The sequence below is a fragment of the Actinomadura fibrosa genome, from assembly GCF_900659615.1.
Classification (GTDB): domain Bacteria; phylum Actinomycetota; class Actinomycetes; order Streptosporangiales; family Streptosporangiaceae; genus Spirillospora; species Spirillospora fibrosa.
The window spans coordinates 1-13,570 of record NZ_CAACUY010000124.1 but is presented as its reverse complement, the minus strand read 5'-3'; the positions used below and the strand labels follow the sequence as shown (position 1 = coordinate 13,570).

At 73.2% G+C, this 13,570-nt stretch carries 11 protein-coding genes; 5 read left to right on the top strand and 6 right to left on the bottom strand.

Annotation, left to right across the window (positions count from 1 at the left end):
* Positions 1-67 precede the first annotated feature (67 nt).
* Both E1300_RS30910 and E1300_RS30905 read left to right on the top strand, forming a co-directional pair.
* Positions 68-886, top strand: coding sequence for a DUF2470 domain-containing protein (locus tag E1300_RS30910; RefSeq protein WP_242619494.1), 819 nt, complete (start codon positions 68-70; stop codon positions 884-886).
* A gap of 297 nt (positions 887-1,183) precedes the next feature.
* On the top strand, positions 1,184-2,365 hold the full coding sequence (locus tag E1300_RS30905) for a trans-sulfuration enzyme family protein (protein WP_131760631.1): 1,182 nt from the start codon (positions 1,184-1,186) through the stop codon (positions 2,363-2,365).
* Between the two features lie 161 nt (positions 2,366-2,526).
* On the opposite strand, the gene E1300_RS30900 is transcribed toward E1300_RS30905, so the two are convergent.
* Both E1300_RS30900 and E1300_RS30895 read right to left on the bottom strand, forming a co-directional pair.
* Positions 2,527-3,690: a DUF5925 domain-containing protein gene (locus E1300_RS30900; RefSeq protein ID WP_242619493.1), complete on the bottom strand. Its 1,164-nt coding sequence runs from the start codon at positions 3,688-3,690 to the stop codon at positions 2,527-2,529.
* 70 nt (positions 3,691-3,760) lie between these two features.
* The gene (locus E1300_RS30895) at positions 3,761-4,900 is read right to left on the bottom strand and encodes a lysophospholipid acyltransferase family protein (RefSeq protein ID WP_242619492.1); all 1,140 of its coding nucleotides are present in this window, start codon (positions 4,898-4,900) and stop codon (positions 3,761-3,763) included.
* A 126-nt stretch (positions 4,901-5,026) separates the two neighbouring features.
* Between E1300_RS30895 and E1300_RS30890 the strand changes: the two genes are divergently transcribed.
* The gene (locus E1300_RS30890) at positions 5,027-5,884 is read left to right on the top strand and encodes a hypothetical protein (RefSeq protein WP_242619491.1); all 858 of its coding nucleotides are present in this window, start codon (positions 5,027-5,029) and stop codon (positions 5,882-5,884) included.
* 7 nt (positions 5,885-5,891) lie between these two features.
* Here the strand turns inward: E1300_RS30890 and E1300_RS30885 are convergent, their stop codons facing one another.
* A complete protein-coding gene (locus E1300_RS30885) occupies positions 5,892-6,569 on the bottom strand; it encodes a uracil-DNA glycosylase (RefSeq protein WP_131760629.1) in 678 nt (225 codons plus the stop codon).
* Between the two features lie 256 nt (positions 6,570-6,825).
* Between E1300_RS30885 and E1300_RS30880 the strand changes: the two genes are divergently transcribed.
* Entirely contained in the window at positions 6,826-8,277 is a 1,452-nt protein-coding gene (locus E1300_RS30880; protein WP_131760628.1) for a WS/DGAT/MGAT family O-acyltransferase, read from the top strand.
* Between the two features lie 8 nt (positions 8,278-8,285).
* Here the strand turns inward: E1300_RS30880 and E1300_RS30875 are convergent, their stop codons facing one another.
* Complete coding sequence (locus tag E1300_RS30875) at positions 8,286-9,332, bottom strand: transcriptional regulator (protein WP_131760627.1); 1,047 nt, start codon at positions 9,330-9,332, stop codon at positions 8,286-8,288.
* 54 nt (positions 9,333-9,386) lie between these two features.
* On the opposite strand from E1300_RS30875, the gene E1300_RS30870 reads away from it, so the two are divergent.
* Positions 9,387-10,685 (top strand): MFS transporter, encoded by a 1,299-nt coding sequence (locus tag E1300_RS30870; protein WP_242619490.1) that lies wholly within the window; start codon positions 9,387-9,389, stop codon positions 10,683-10,685.
* A 10-nt stretch (positions 10,686-10,695) separates the two neighbouring features.
* Here the strand turns inward: E1300_RS30870 and ddaH are convergent, their stop codons facing one another.
* On the bottom strand, positions 10,696-11,658 hold the full coding sequence (gene ddaH, locus E1300_RS30865; protein WP_370785285.1) for a dimethylargininase: 963 nt from the start codon (positions 11,656-11,658) through the stop codon (positions 10,696-10,698).
* A 216-nt stretch (positions 11,659-11,874) separates the two neighbouring features.
* Positions 11,875-13,278 carry a dihydrolipoyl dehydrogenase gene (gene lpdA / locus E1300_RS30860; RefSeq protein WP_131760626.1) on the bottom strand — a complete coding sequence of 468 codons (1,404 nt, stop codon included), beginning with the start codon at positions 13,276-13,278 and terminating at the stop codon, positions 11,875-11,877.
* Between the last annotated feature and the right edge of the window lie 292 nt (positions 13,279-13,570).

The following is a 13,570-nucleotide window of genomic DNA, read 5'->3' as shown; positions in this document are numbered from 1 at the left end:
CCTAACTTATACGTCAAGGGAGGCCAGGGTGCGGCGAGCGCGGACCACGGAGATCACGGAGGGCCCGGTGAGCGGGCCGACGGCGGCGGAGCGGGCGCGGACGCTCGCCTACGGGATCGCGGACGGCGTGCTGGTCGCGCCCGGTGTCCCGTACGCCCCCGTCCCGGCCCACACGACCGACCGCGACGGCCGGCCGCTGCTGCTCGTCCCGGCGGCGTCCCCGGTCGTGGCCGCGCTGGCGGGGGAGCCCGACGATCTTCCCGCCACGCTGCGGATCTCCGACGTCGCGCCGGTGGCGCTCGCCGACCGTGTCCGCGGGCGGGCGTGGCTGCACGGCTGGCTCACCGAGGTTCCGGCGGGTGAGATGCGGGCCGCCGCGCTCCGGCTGGCGCGCCCGCATCCGCGTCCCGAACTGCTCGACCTGGCCGCGGAGCGCCGGGACGGACCGGCGGACGGCGAGGGCGGCGGCCGCGAGTGGACGATCCTCGCGCTGGAGGTCGCCCAGGTCGAGATCGAGGACGCCTGGGGGAGCGCCACCCTCGAACCGGAGGAGTACGCGGCCGCCGCGCCGGACCCGTTCGTCGCCATCGAGGCGGGTATCCTCACGCACCTCGACTCCTGCCACCGGCAGGAGCTGGTCCGCCTGCTGCCCGTGCCCGACCCCGTGACCGGGAAGCCGAAGGCCGTCGGGGAGGGGCCGGACGAGCCCGCCGCGGTCGTCCGGCCGCTGTCGCTTGACCGGCACGGAATGTGGCTGCGCTGCTCCGTACCGCCACCGTGCACGGCCGGCTCGTTCGATCTGCGCCTCGGGTTCAGCGAGCCTGTCAGTGATCTCCACGGTCTGCGCTGCGTCTACCGACGGCTGTTCGCGCACGCGACCCCGTAGTCCCGGCCCCTGCGGCGCCGCAAAAACCCGGCCGTTTGACCGTGGTCTCACGGATGGTGAGGACGTCCCCGCCGCGACATGCTCGGATTCCGGCCGAGGGACGCCGAGGCGCCACCCGGCCGGGCGGCCCGCTCGCCGGCTCGCCCTCGCGGGGTGGGTGAGCCGGCGGGCGGCGACCGTCCCCGGCGACGCGTCCCCGGCCGTCCCGGCGACGCGACCCCGACCGTCGTGGCGACGCGGGCCACTCGTCCGGATTGGATATTCAGCCGGGGTGGGCCCGCGGCGCAGGCTGGGAGCATGAGCCGACACGATCCGCAGACCAGCGCCGTCCACCCTCCCGTCGCCGTCCCGGCGGGGAGCCGCCCGCTCGGAGTGCCGATCTACCAGGGCCACCTGTTCGCCTTCGACGCCGCCGACGACCTCGCCGCCGCGTTCGGCGGGCCCGACCGGTCGTTCATGTACGCCCGGATGGGCAACCCGACCGTCCGATCCTTCGAGCAGGCGATGGCCGAGCTGGAGGGCGGCGCCGGCGCCTACGCCACCGCGTCCGGGATGGGCGCGGTCAACGCCGTGCTGATGGCGCTGCTGCGGTCCGGCGACCACGTGATCGCGCAGTCGTCCCTGTACGGCGGCACGTACGCGCTGCTCCACGACCTCGCCGACCGCTGGGGCGTCGAGCTGACCCACATCCCCGGCGACGACCCCGGCGAGGTCCGCGCCGCGCTGCGCCCGAACACCCGCCTCCTGTACCTGGAGACGGTCGCGAACCCGACCACGCACGTGACGGACATCCCCGCCTTCGCCGCCGCCGTACGCGGGACGGACGTGCTGACCGTCGTCGACAACACCTTCGCGCCGCTGCTGTGCAGGCCCATCGACCACGGCGCGGACATCGTGCTGCACTCCACGACCAAGTACATCGGCGGGCACGGCGACATCCTCGGCGGCGTCGCGGTGTTCGCCGACTCCGCCGTCCACCACCGGGTGTGGGACCACGCCGTCGAACTCGGCTCCAGCGCCGACCCGTTCGCCGCCTGGCTGGGCGTGCGCGGCCTGGCGACGCTGCCGATGCGCATCGCCCGGCAGAGCGCGTCCGCGCTGGACCTCGCCCGGCGCCTCGCCGCGCACCCGTCGGTCGACCGCGTCCACTACCCCGGCCTGATCGACCACCCGCAGCACGACCTCGCCGGACGGCTGCTGCCGGACGGGAGCGGCGGCGTCCTCTCGTTCGAGCTCGCCGGCGGACGCGAGGCGGGCCGCGTGTTCAGCGAGGCCGTGCGCCTGGTCACGCTCGGCCCGTCGCTCGGCGACATCGCGACCCTGGTCATGCACCCGGCGAGCACGTCCCACCGCCAGATGGACGCGGCGTCCCTCGCCGACGCGGGGATCGGCGAGGGCACCGTCCGCCTCTCGGTGGGCCTGGAGCACCCGGACGACCTGTGGGCCGACATCGAGCAGGCCCTCGCCAAGGCCTCCTAGAGCATGTCTCAAAGTCGACTGCCCTACTGCGCGACGCCCAGGCACGCACCTCGCGGGGTTGTCGTCGGTCGACGGCCAACACCGGGCCGACTCCCTCCTCCGCCCCCACGATGCACGCACCTGGACGCCGCTCGCTACGGGCGCCGACTTCGAGACACGCCCTAGAGGTAGAAGCCCGTCGCGGTGGCGGGCGCGCTCTGGCCCTCGGGGCGCTTCTCGCCCTTGCGGAGCGCGGCCAGCTCGGCGAGCGTCGCCCCGTCCGGGCCGATCTCGTCCGCCTCCGCGCCGGACCCCTCCAGCCAGGTGACGGCCTCGTCCCGGGTCAGCGGACCCACCTCGATCTGGGCGAGGCAGCGGCCCGGCCGGACGACCGCCGGGTGCAGCATGGTGAGGTCCTCGTTGGTGGTGATCGCCACGAGGACGTCCCGGCCCTGCCCGAGCATGCCGTCGGTGAGGTTCAGCAGCCGCGACAGCCCCTGCCCCGTGGACGCCTTCGCCTCGCCGCGGATCAGCTCGTCGCAGTCCTCCAGGATGAGCAGCCGCCAGCGGCGGTTCTCGTCCTCGTCGTCGCCGACCGCGACCTCCATCAGGTAGCTCGGCGTGCCGAACAGCGACTCGGGGTCGAGGACGCAGTCGGCCTGGCACCAGCCGTTCCAGGCGCGGGCGAGGGCGCGCAGCGCGGTGGTCTTGCCGGTGCCGGGCGGCCCGTGCAGCAGCAGGAGCCGTCCCGACACCTGCTCGCGGGTGAGGCCCATCACCGCGTCGAGCGCCTCGGCGACCGGCGCGGTGTAGTTGCCGCGGATGTCCTGCCACGCGTCGGCGGAGATCGCGCGCTCGGTGCGGACGGGACCGTGCGGCCCCATGTGCCAGAAGCCCATCTCGACGTTGGTCTCGTCGGTCTTCGGCGGCTCCGTCGCGTCCTTCACCGACTCGTCGAGGATCGCCTCGGCCAGCTCGTCGGTGACCGCGGACACGGCCAGGTAGGCGGCGCCGTTCTTCCACCGGTTGGTCAGCAGCGTCCAGCCGTCGCCCTCCGCGAGCACCGACTCCTTGCCCTTCTCGTGGGCGACGCGCACCACCCGCGCGCGGTCGGGACGCAGCGGCGCGTCCTCCCGCACGTGGTCGAGCCGCGTGGACCGCGACCAGGGCTGCTCACCGGACGCGAACGGCCGCAGCGACAGGACGTCCATCACGTCCGCGGGCGAGTTGTTGTCGCTGAGGTTGAAGACCACGGGCAGCACCGGGCCGGCCCCGGGACCGGTGCTGCCGTCCCGGGGCTCGACGAGGTGCAGGACGTCCTGCGGCCTTTCCTGCGACATGGTCATGGCACTGATCATCAGGCGCGGCGGCGGACGCCGTCCACCGAATTAGCCGAGCCGACGCGTGCCGTTCCCGTCAGGCACCGCCCTCGGCCCGCCCGGCGTCGCCGCCCGGCTTTCCGTCACCGGGCCGCTTCGCGCCATCGGCCTGCTGCGCGTCACCGGCCGGCTGCGCCGCACCGTCCTGCCGCGCGTCACCGGACAAGTGCGCCCCACCGACCGGCTGCGCGTCGGCGGCCGGCTTCGCGTCAACGGCAGGCTGCGCGTCGGCGACCGGCTGTGCGTCGGCGGCCCGCTCGGCTCCTGAGGCCCGCTCGACCTGCGCCGCCTGCTCGACCTGCTCGACCTGCTCGGTGTTCGTGGGCTGCGCGGGCTGCGTCGCCTGCTCGGCCTGCGTGGTCTTCGCGGCCTGTTCGGTCTTCGTGGCCTCCACCGTCTGCTCGGCCTGTGCGGCCTGCCTGGCCTCGCGGGCCGCCTTGCGGGCCTCCGCCTCCTCCAGGTCGAGCTTCTCGGCCTCCTCGGGGGTCGGCGCGGAGCCGCCGAGGTAGGCGGGCTGCCACCACGCGTCGTCCGCGGTGGGGACGTCCGGGTACTCGCGCTGCGCCTTCTCCAGCAGCTCCGACATCCGGGCGCGCAGCTCCACGGTGACCTGCTCGTAGTCGTCGCCGCGCTTGGGGTACATCGGCTCGCCGACGAGGATCGTCACCGGGACGTTGCGCTGGAGGAGCCTGCGTTTGCGGCCCTTCGTCCAGAGCCGCTGCGGGCCCCAGATCGCGATCGGGATGAGCGGCACCTTGCCGGCGACCGCCATGCGCACCGCGCCGCTCTTGATGTCCTTGACCGTGAACGAGCGGCTGATCGTCGCCTCCGCGAAGACGCCGACGATCTCGCCGCTCTTGAGCGCCTTCAGCGCCGCCGCGTAGGACGAGGCGCCGGCCTGCCGGTCGACGGGGATGTGATGCATGCCTCGCATCAGCGGCCCGCCGATCCGGTTGTCGAAGATCTCCTTCTTGGCCATGAAGCGCACCAGCCGCCCGGCCGGGTGCGCGGCGAGGCCGGCGAAGATGAAGTCGAGGTAGCTGACGTGGTTGCTCACCAGCACCGCGCCACCGGTCGCGGGGATGCGGTCGGTCCCCTCCAGACGGAACTTGATGTTCAGGGCCTTGAACACACCGAGAGCCGTCTTGATCACCGGCGGGTACACGATTTCGGACATGGATGCACCGTACTTGAGCCGTCCATGATCAGCGAGCGGGGCGCAGGACTCGCGATGGATCACACAACCGGCCGGAACTCTGAGAAGGTTGGGTTGTGACGTGATCGGCGAAGGGGGATGAGCAACATGGAACCGTTGGACGCGGCGGCGGACGTGCACGCGCTCATCCGCGACGTGCTGCCCGCCCTGGCGCCCAGCGCCTGGTTCGACTCCGGCACCTCCGAGGTGGTGCTGCCCGTCGGGGCGTCGGAGGCGCGGGCCTCCAGCTGGACGGTGCTGGAGCGCTGCGCCCGCGAGCCGCGCTCGGCGTGGCCCCGGGTGGTGGACGAGTGGGTCCGCGAGGTCGGCGACCGCGCCTTCCTGGCGGTAGGGGAGATGGAGCTGTTCGGTGACGTCCGGGAGCTGCTGCGGCTGCGCATCGTGCCGAAGCTCGCGCCGGGCGACCGGGAGGGCCTCGTGGTGGTGCCCGCCGGCGACCACTTCGACGCGATGGTGATGATCGAGCACCCGCGGTACGGGGGTCCGCTGACCAAGGCGCGGGCCGGGCTGCTCGGGCTGCGCAAGCTCGGCTACGTGATGACGAACACGCACGACCGCGAGCTCGCCGACGTGGCCGTCCACGACCAGCCGCTGCTGCCGGGACGCGACGTCCGCGTGGTGACCAAGCCGGGCAGCCGGTACGTGTCGGCGCTGCTCAGCGAGGTCGACCAGTTCCTGCCCGGCCCGAACGCGCACGGCGCGCTGGTCGGCGTCCCGTGCCACAGCACGCTGCTGCTCTACCCGATCACCTCGTCCGCCGTGCTGGAGGTGCTGCCCGTCTTCGCGGACGTCGTGCGGGAGATGCACGCCGTCGCGGACGACCCGTGCGCCGCCGGGGTCTACTGGAGCCACGGCGAGCGGCGGCTGACGCCCCTCACGTCGACCGCGGACGCCGAGGGGTCCGGCGAGTTCGCGGCGCTGGTGCGCCGCCTCCCCGAGGACTGACCCCCGCTTAGGGCAGCTTCCAGTCGACGGGGGCGGCGCCCTGCTTTTCGAGGAGCTGGTTGGCGCGGCTGAAGGGCCGGGACCCGAAGAAGCCGCCGTCGGCCGACCGCGGGCTCGGATGCGGGGACTCGATGCACGGGGTGTCGCCCAGCATCGGCCTGAGGTTGCGGGCGTCGCGTCCCCACAGGATCGCGACCAGCGGGCGGTTCCGGGCGACGAGGGCGCGGATGGCCTGCTCGGTGACCTGCTCCCAGCCCTTGTCGCGGTGCGAGCTCGGCTTGCCGGGCATGACCGTGAGCGCCCTGTTGAGCAGCAGGACGCCCTGCTCGGTCCACGGGGTGAGGTCGCCGTTGGACGGCTGCGGGTACCCGAGGTCGTCGCAGTACTCGCGGAAGATGTTGACGAGGCTGGCGGGCAGCGGCCGGACGTCCGGCGCGACCGAGAAGCTGAGGCCGACCGGGTGGCCCGGGGTGGGGTACGGGTCCTGCCCGACGATCAGCACCCGCACCTGGTCGAACGGCTGGGTGAAGGCGCGCAGGATCAGGTTGCCCGCGGGCAGGTAGCGGCGGCCGGCGGCGACCTCGGCGCGCAGCCAGTCGCCGGCCGCGGCGATCGTCCCGGCGACCGGTTGCAGCGCGGTCGCCCAGCCCGCCTCGACGATCTCCGGGAGTGGTCGTGCCGTCATGGCGCACCACCCTAACCGGACGATCATGGAATCGTCCGCGGAACCGGTGCTTGATCACGGCTGTGAAGTTTTCTGACCACATCAGGACGGAAGAAGAAGGAAACTTTACAAGCGGTTCCGATAGCGGCAGATGAACCGGGTGAAACGCCCCGTTAAGTCGGCGTTACTTCCCTTCCTCCCTCGTTGACCTACTCGGCCGTACCGCATACCTCCTAGGAGGTAAGGGCAGGCGCGAGACGACGGACGGGACGAGAGCATGAGCCAGCTGACCACCGTGGACGTCACCTTCCTCAACGCCGAGACCGGGAACACCCACCCGCACATCGCCGGGCTGGGCGTCCTGGACCCGGCCTCCTGCCCCGGCGGCCGGCTCACCGTCGCGATGATGGCCGACCTCATCCGCTCCCGCGCCCACCTCGCCGCGCGCCCGCTCCGGCAGCGCCTCGTCCAGGTGCCGCTCGGCCTCGACCGCCCGTACTGGGAGGACGATCCCGGCTTCGACCCGGTCCGGCACATCTTCGAGATCGGGCTGCCCGCGCCCGGCGACGAGCGCCAGCTCGCCGACACGGTCGCGATGCTGCACGAGCAGCCGCTCGACCGCTCGCGCCCGCTCTGGGAACTGGTGATCATCCAGGGGCTGGAGGGCGGCCGCGCCGCCGTCTACGTGAAGGTCCACCACGCCGCCATCGACGGGGTGATGGCCGCCGAGACGCTCGCCGCGCTGCTGGACCTGACGCCCGAGCCCCGCGAGCTGCCCGCCGACGACGCGGCGCCGGCGCGGGCGCCCCGGCTCCTCAGCATGCTCGGCACGGGGCTGCTGAAGGCCGCGACGCACCCCGTCCGGACGGCGCTGTCGGTCGCGCGCACCGCCCCCTACCTCGACGAGATCCCCGGCGTCTCCGCGATCCCCGGCGTCGGGCTGATGTCGTCGGTCGTGCAGGGCGCGCTCCGCCGCGAGGAGATCCCGCCGGCGCCCCGGATGAGCGCGCCGCCCACGCCGTTCAACCTGCCGATCGGCCGGCACCGCGCCGTCGCCTGCGGCGAGCTGCCGCTGGCGGAGCTCAAGAAGGTGCGCGAGCACCTCGGCGGCAGCGTCAACGACGTCGTCATGGCGCTGTGCGCGACCGCGCTGCGGCAGTGGCTGGACAAGCGCGGCGAGCTGCCCGACCGCCCGCTCGTCGCGGGCGTCCCGGTGTCGCTGCGCCGCGGCGGCGACGACGCCGACACCGGCAACCAGGTCTCGATCATGGCGGCGCCGCTGGCCACGCACATCCCCGACCCCGCCGGGCGGTTCGCGGCGGTGCGCCGCGACATGGCCCTCGTCAAGCGGCGGTTCGCCGCGTCCTCGGGGAGCTGGGTGCGGGAGCTGAGCGGGATCGTCCCCGCGCCGATCGCCGGGCCCGTCACCCGCCTCGCGATGCAGGCCGCGCCGTCGATCTCGCTGCGCCCGATCAACCTGATCATCTCGAACGTGCCCGGCCCGCAGTTCCCGCTCTACCTGTGCGGCGCCCGGGTGCTCGGCTACTACCCGATCTCGGTGGTGACGGACGTCACCGGCGGCCTCAACATCACCGTGTTCTCCTACGACGGCACGGTGGACATCGGCATCGTCGCCTGCCGCGACCTCGTCCCGGACCCGTCCGAGATCATGGACCACCTCGTCGACGCGCTGGACGAGCTCAAGGCCCTCAGCGAGGAGCCCGCCTGACGGTGCCCTCAGGGGCTCGGAGGCGTGACCGCGGAGGCGGTACCGATCCCCAGCAGCCCACGGTGCCGCCGCGCGAGTTCGAGCGCGGCGGCGCCCGCGGGCTGCATGGGCTCCGGCACCGGCCCGCCGAAGGGCGCCATCGTCACCTCGCCCTCGTCGTTCGTCGTGACGAGCCCGCCGAACAGGTCGGCGAACGCGCCGTCCGTGACGACCACCGCGGTGAGCAGGTCGAGCGCGAAGGTCAGCGGGTCCACGCCGAGGCCGAGGAAGTGGGCGCGCACGTCGCCCCGCGCCCGGGCCGCCGTCAGCTCCCTGTGGAAGGGCCACTCCTCCTGGACGAAGTCCTCGCCGTACTCCTCGTCCCCGCCGAGCAGCTCCTCGGCGTACTCGCGGACCATGCACCGCCACAGGTCCAGGTCCGCGGGCCCGCCGTTCAGCGGCTGGAAGACGCCGACCGGCATCACCTGGTACAGCCCGCCGGCGTGCGCGACCTTCGCCGGATCGCGCCGGTGCAGCACGTAGGAGCCGGACGTCGTGACGGTCAGCGTCGTGATCGCGCACAGCGCCGTCCGCCGGGTGAGGTCGCAGGGGTCGCCGACCCGTTCCCGTAGCGGCAACCCGTCCGCGGACGCCTCCCGGGCGGCGAGCTCGTGGGCGACGGCCTCGCCGACGTTCACGCCGTCGAAGTACCGCGCGGGGCCGAACCGCAGGACGGGCGGGGCCGCGTCGAGGAGCCGGTAGCTGGGCCGGTCCTCGAACACGGCGGGCGGGGCGAGGGCCGCGATGGCGTCGGCGTAGGTGCGGTGGCCCGGCGGCAGACCGTCGGACGGGTCCGCGACCGGGGGCGGGACGGGCCGGGCGTCCCATGCCAGCCGGATCGACTCCAGGGGGAGCGGGGCAGGCGGGATCCACTCGGGACGGCACAGCAGCGGCGTCCCGGCGACGCGGGGAGCATCGGGGTACAGGTCGCTCGCGATCCGTCCCAGCCTGGCCCGTCCGGCGTTGAGCTCGGCCCGGACTTCGCGCCACTTCTCCGCGCTCACACCCGCTCTCATGCCGCCCACCCTAGGCCGGGAGCCGTTTGCCGCTGTGACCTAAAGTGATATTTCGTGCAGACCGTCCAAAGTGCCGAAAATGCCGCAGAGGTCCGGAACGACCGTCCGAAAGCCGCGCCGCTCGCCTGGGTCCTGTGGGCCGTGGGCGTGCTCGCGTACGTCGTGGCGGTCCTCCACCGGACCTCGTTCGGCGTCGCCGGCGTGGACGCCGTGCACCGCTTCGACGCGTCCGCCGGGATCCTCGCGACCTTCACCGTCCTGCAACTCCTCGTCTACGCCGGCCTTCAGATCCCCGTCGGGCTGCTGCTCGACCGGATCGGCCCGCGCTGGATGATCGCGGGCGGCGCGCTGCTCATGGCCGCCGGCCAGGCGCTGATGGCCGTCTCCACCGGCGTCGGCACGGCCGTCGCCGCCCGCGTCATGGTCGGCGCGGGCGACGCGATGACGTTCATCAGCGTGCTCAGCATCGTCGCGACCTGGTTCCCCGGCCGGCAGGTGCCCATCGTGACCCAGCTCACCGGGCTCCTCGGCCAGTTCGGGCAGGTGCTCAGCGCGGTCCCGCTCGTCGCGCTGCTGCACGGGCCCGGCTGGGGCACCGCGTTCGGCTCCGCCGCCGCGCTCGGCGTCCTCGTCGGCGTGCTCGCCATGGCCGTGCTGCGGGACGCGCCGCCCGGCGGCACCCGCGCCGCCTCGCTCCCGCTGCGCGAGGTGGGCCGCAACCTGGTCGCGGCCTGGCTCCACCCGGGCACCCGCCTCGGCCTGTGGACGCACTTCGTGACCCAGTTCTCGTCCAACACGTTCGCGCTGATGTGGGGCTACCCCTACCTGGTCTCCGGCCAGGGGATGGAGCCCGCCGCCGCGTCCACGCTGCTGACCCTGTTCGTGCTGGCCAACGTGGTGTCCGGACCGCTCGTCGGACGGCTCGTCGCCCGCTACCCGCTGCGCCGCTCGCGGCTCGTCCTCGGCATCGTCGCGGCCAACGCCGCGGCGTGGGCGGCGACCCTGGCCTGGCCGCCGCCCGCGCCGTCCTGGCTGCTGGTCCTGCTCGTGCTCTGCGTCGCCCTCGGCGGCCCCGGCGCGATGATCGGGTTCGACTTCGCCCGCACGTTCAACCCGCCCGCCCGGCAGGGCACCGCGACCGGCATCGTCAACGTCGGCGGCTTCGTCGCCGCGCTCGTCACGATCCTGCTGATCGGCGTCGTACTGGACGCGCTGTCGCCTGGCAACGCGTTCACGCCCGAGGCCTTCCGCGCCGCCTGGACCGTCCAGGCGCTCATCTGGGCGATCGGCGTGGCGGGCGTCCTGCGCACCCGCCGCCTGGCCCGCCGCCGCCTCGCCGCCGCGACCTCCTAAACCCCGTCGCTCAGGCGGCGGGACGCAGCTCCAGCGTGCAGCACTTGGGGCCGCCGCCCGCCTTGCGGAGCTCGGACAGGTCCACGGGGAACGGCTCGTAGCCGTGCTCCCGCAGCGTCCTGGCCAGGCCCGTCGCCTCGGCGTTGATGACGACGTTGCGTCCATCGCAGACCGCGTTCAGGCCGAGCACCGCCGCGTCGGCCTCGTCCGCGAGGACGGCCTCCGGGAACAGCCGCTCCAGCACCGCGCGGCTGCCCGGCGAGAATGCGCCCGGGTAGTAGGCGACGTTGTCGCCGCCGAGCGGGAACAGGGCCGTGTCGAGGTGGTAGAAGCGCGGGTCGACCAGGCGCAGCGTCACGACCGGGCGTCCCAGGAACTCCTGCGCCTCCTGGTGCGCCGCCACGTCGGTGCGGAACCCCGTCCCGGCGAGGATCACGTGGTCGAGCGTGAGGAAGTCGCCCTCGCCCTCATTGGTGTGCTCCGGCTCCAGCACGTCCGGGAACCCGTTCGCCCGCAGCCACGCCGCGTACGCGGGACCTTCGGCGTGGCGCTCCGGATGCCTGAACCGGGCGCCGTAGGCCCGTCCGCCGACGACGAGCGCGCCGTTGGCCGCGAACACCATGTCGGGCAGGCCCTCGATCGGGTCGATCAGGCTCACCTCGTGGCCGAGCGCGAGGTAGGCGGCGCGCAGCTCCTCCCACTGCGCGACCGCGCGGGACGCGTCGGCGCCCGCCACCGGATCCATCCACGGGTTGATCGCGTAGCTGACGGCGAAGTGCTCGGGACGGCACATCAGGTAGTGCCGCCGCAGCGCCGTCCGCTCCGGGACGGCGCCGGGGAGCGGAAGGGCGCCCGGTGCGAGGACGGGGCTCGTCGCGAAGACAGGGCTCGTCGCGAGGACGGGGCTCGGTGCGAGGGCGGCGCCCGGCTCGTCGGAGGCGGGGCCCGGCTCCGTCGCCGGCAGGACGGTCATGCGCTTCTCCAGGAGGCGTCCGAAGGGTCAGGACCACGTGGACCACGTGATCGAAAGCCTAGGAACGCCGCGGCGGCGCGTCGATCCGCCGTCCTTGCGCTGACCTGGTGTTTCGTTGCGCCTTTCGGCCCGGCGCGGCGATTCGTTGCGCGCCGCCGCACCGGCCGCCGCGGGAGTGCGGGCGTGCTCGCCGGGCGGGCGAGCACGCCGCCGCCGCTACAGGTTGATCATGTGGCCGGCGAGGCCGTGCACGGCCTCCTTCACGGCCTCGCCCAGCGTCGGGTGCGCGTGGACGTTGCGCGCCACCTCGTGGACGGTCAGGTCCCACTGCTGGGCCAGGGTGAGCTCCGGCAGCAGCTCGGTGACCTCCGGGCCGATCATGTGGGCGCCGAGGATCTCGCCGTACTTCGCGTCGCTGACCACCTTCACGAAGCCGTCGCCCTCGCCCATGCCGAGCGCCTTGCCGTTCGCGCTGTAGGGGAACTTCGCGGTCTTGACGTCGAAGCCCTGCTCCCTCGCCTGCGCCTCCGTCCAGCCGAAGCTCGCGACCTGCGGCTGGCAGTACGTCGCGCGGGGGATCATGACGTAGTCGAGCTCCATCGTCTCCGCGTCGGCGATCGTCTCGGCGGCGACGATGCCCATGGCCTCGGCGGCGTGCGCGAGCATCAGCTTGGCGGTCACGTCGCCGATGGCGAAGATGTGCGGGACGGACGTGCGGCAGCGGCCGTCCACGTCGATGGCGCCGCGGTCGGTCAGCCGGACCCCGGTCTTCTCCAGCCCGTAGCCCTCCACGTTCGGCTGGAAGCCGATGGCCTGGAGCACCTTGTCGGCCTCGATGACCTGCTGGGAGCCGTCCTTGCCAGTGACGGTGACCTTGACCTTGTCGCCCGAGTCGTCGATCGCGTCCACCCGGGTGGAGGTCAGGACGTCCACGCCGAGCTTGCGGTAGCGCTTCGCCAGCTCCTTGGACACGTCGGCGTCCTCGTTCGGGACCATCCGGTCGAGGAACTCGACGATCGTGACCTTGACGCCGTAGTTGTGCAGGACGTAGGCGAACTCCACGCCGATGGCGCCCGCGCCGGCGATGACGATGCTCTCCGGCAGCTCGGAGCTGAGGATCTGCTCCTCGTAGGTGACGACCCGCTCCGACAGCGACGTGCCCGGCAGCAGCTTGGTGTGCGCGCCCGCGGCGATGATGCAGTGGTCGAAGGTCACCGTCTCGCTCGACCCGTCGCCCCGCGCGACCTGGAGCGTGTTCGGGTCGGTGAACGTGCCGCGCCCGTCATAGGACGTGATCTTGTTCTTCTTCATCAGGAACTGGACGCCCTTGACGAGCTTGTCCGACACCTCGCGGCTGCGCTGGTACGCCTTGCCGTAGTCGAAGGAGACCTGCCCCTCGACCTTGATCCCGTACTTCTCCTGCTCGGTGCTGAAGATGTGCGCCAGCTCCGCGTTGCGCAGCAGCGCCTTCGAGGGGATGCATCCGACGTTGAGGCAGACCCCGCCCCAGTACCGCTCCTCGATGATCGCCGTCTTCAGCCCGAGCTGTGCCGACCGGATCGCGGCGACATATCCACCCGGGCCCGCGCCCAGGACCACGACGTCAAAGTGTTCGCTCATATCCAGTGACGATATTCGGCGGCGGGCGGTGCTCGCATCCCGGTGAGCCGACCCGGCGGGACGACCGGTGGACGTCCAGGCGGGGCGACCGGGCGGGCGAGCTGGGCGGGCGGTCCGGTGGGTCACCCGGTGGGCGCCGCACCGGGCACTCGGCGCGCCCTGTTAATGTTTCGAGCGGCCTTCCGGCGGTGATCCTTCGCGGAAGGCGGCTCGATCATCGACAGGGCGCGCCCGAGCGGCGCGGGCCCGGCCGGGCGGGCGCGGCGAGGCGCCGGCCGTCCCGGCGTCCGAG

Coding starts and splice junctions, on each gene's coding strand:
- E1300_RS30905 (WP_131760631.1), top strand. CDS start 1,184: ATGAGCCGACACGATCCGCAGACCAGCGCCGTCCACCCTCCCGTCGCC.
- E1300_RS30900 (WP_242619493.1), bottom strand. CDS start 3,690: ATGACCATGTCGCAGGAAAGGCCGCAGGACGTCCTGCACCTCGTCGAG.
- E1300_RS30895 (WP_242619492.1), bottom strand. CDS start 4,900: ATGTCCGAAATCGTGTACCCGCCGGTGATCAAGACGGCTCTCGGTGTG.
- E1300_RS30890 (WP_242619491.1), top strand. CDS start 5,027: ATGGAACCGTTGGACGCGGCGGCGGACGTGCACGCGCTCATCCGCGAC.
- E1300_RS30885 (WP_131760629.1), bottom strand. CDS start 6,569: ATGACGGCACGACCACTCCCGGAGATCGTCGAGGCGGGCTGGGCGACC.
- E1300_RS30880 (WP_131760628.1), top strand. CDS start 6,826: ATGAGCCAGCTGACCACCGTGGACGTCACCTTCCTCAACGCCGAGACC.
- E1300_RS30875 (WP_131760627.1), bottom strand. CDS start 9,332: ATGAGAGCGGGTGTGAGCGCGGAGAAGTGGCGCGAAGTCCGGGCCGAG.
- ddaH (WP_370785285.1), bottom strand. CDS start 11,658: ATGACCGTCCTGCCGGCGACGGAGCCGGGCCCCGCCTCCGACGAGCCG.
- lpdA (WP_131760626.1), bottom strand. CDS start 13,278: ATGAGCGAACACTTTGACGTCGTGGTCCTGGGCGCGGGCCCGGGTGGA.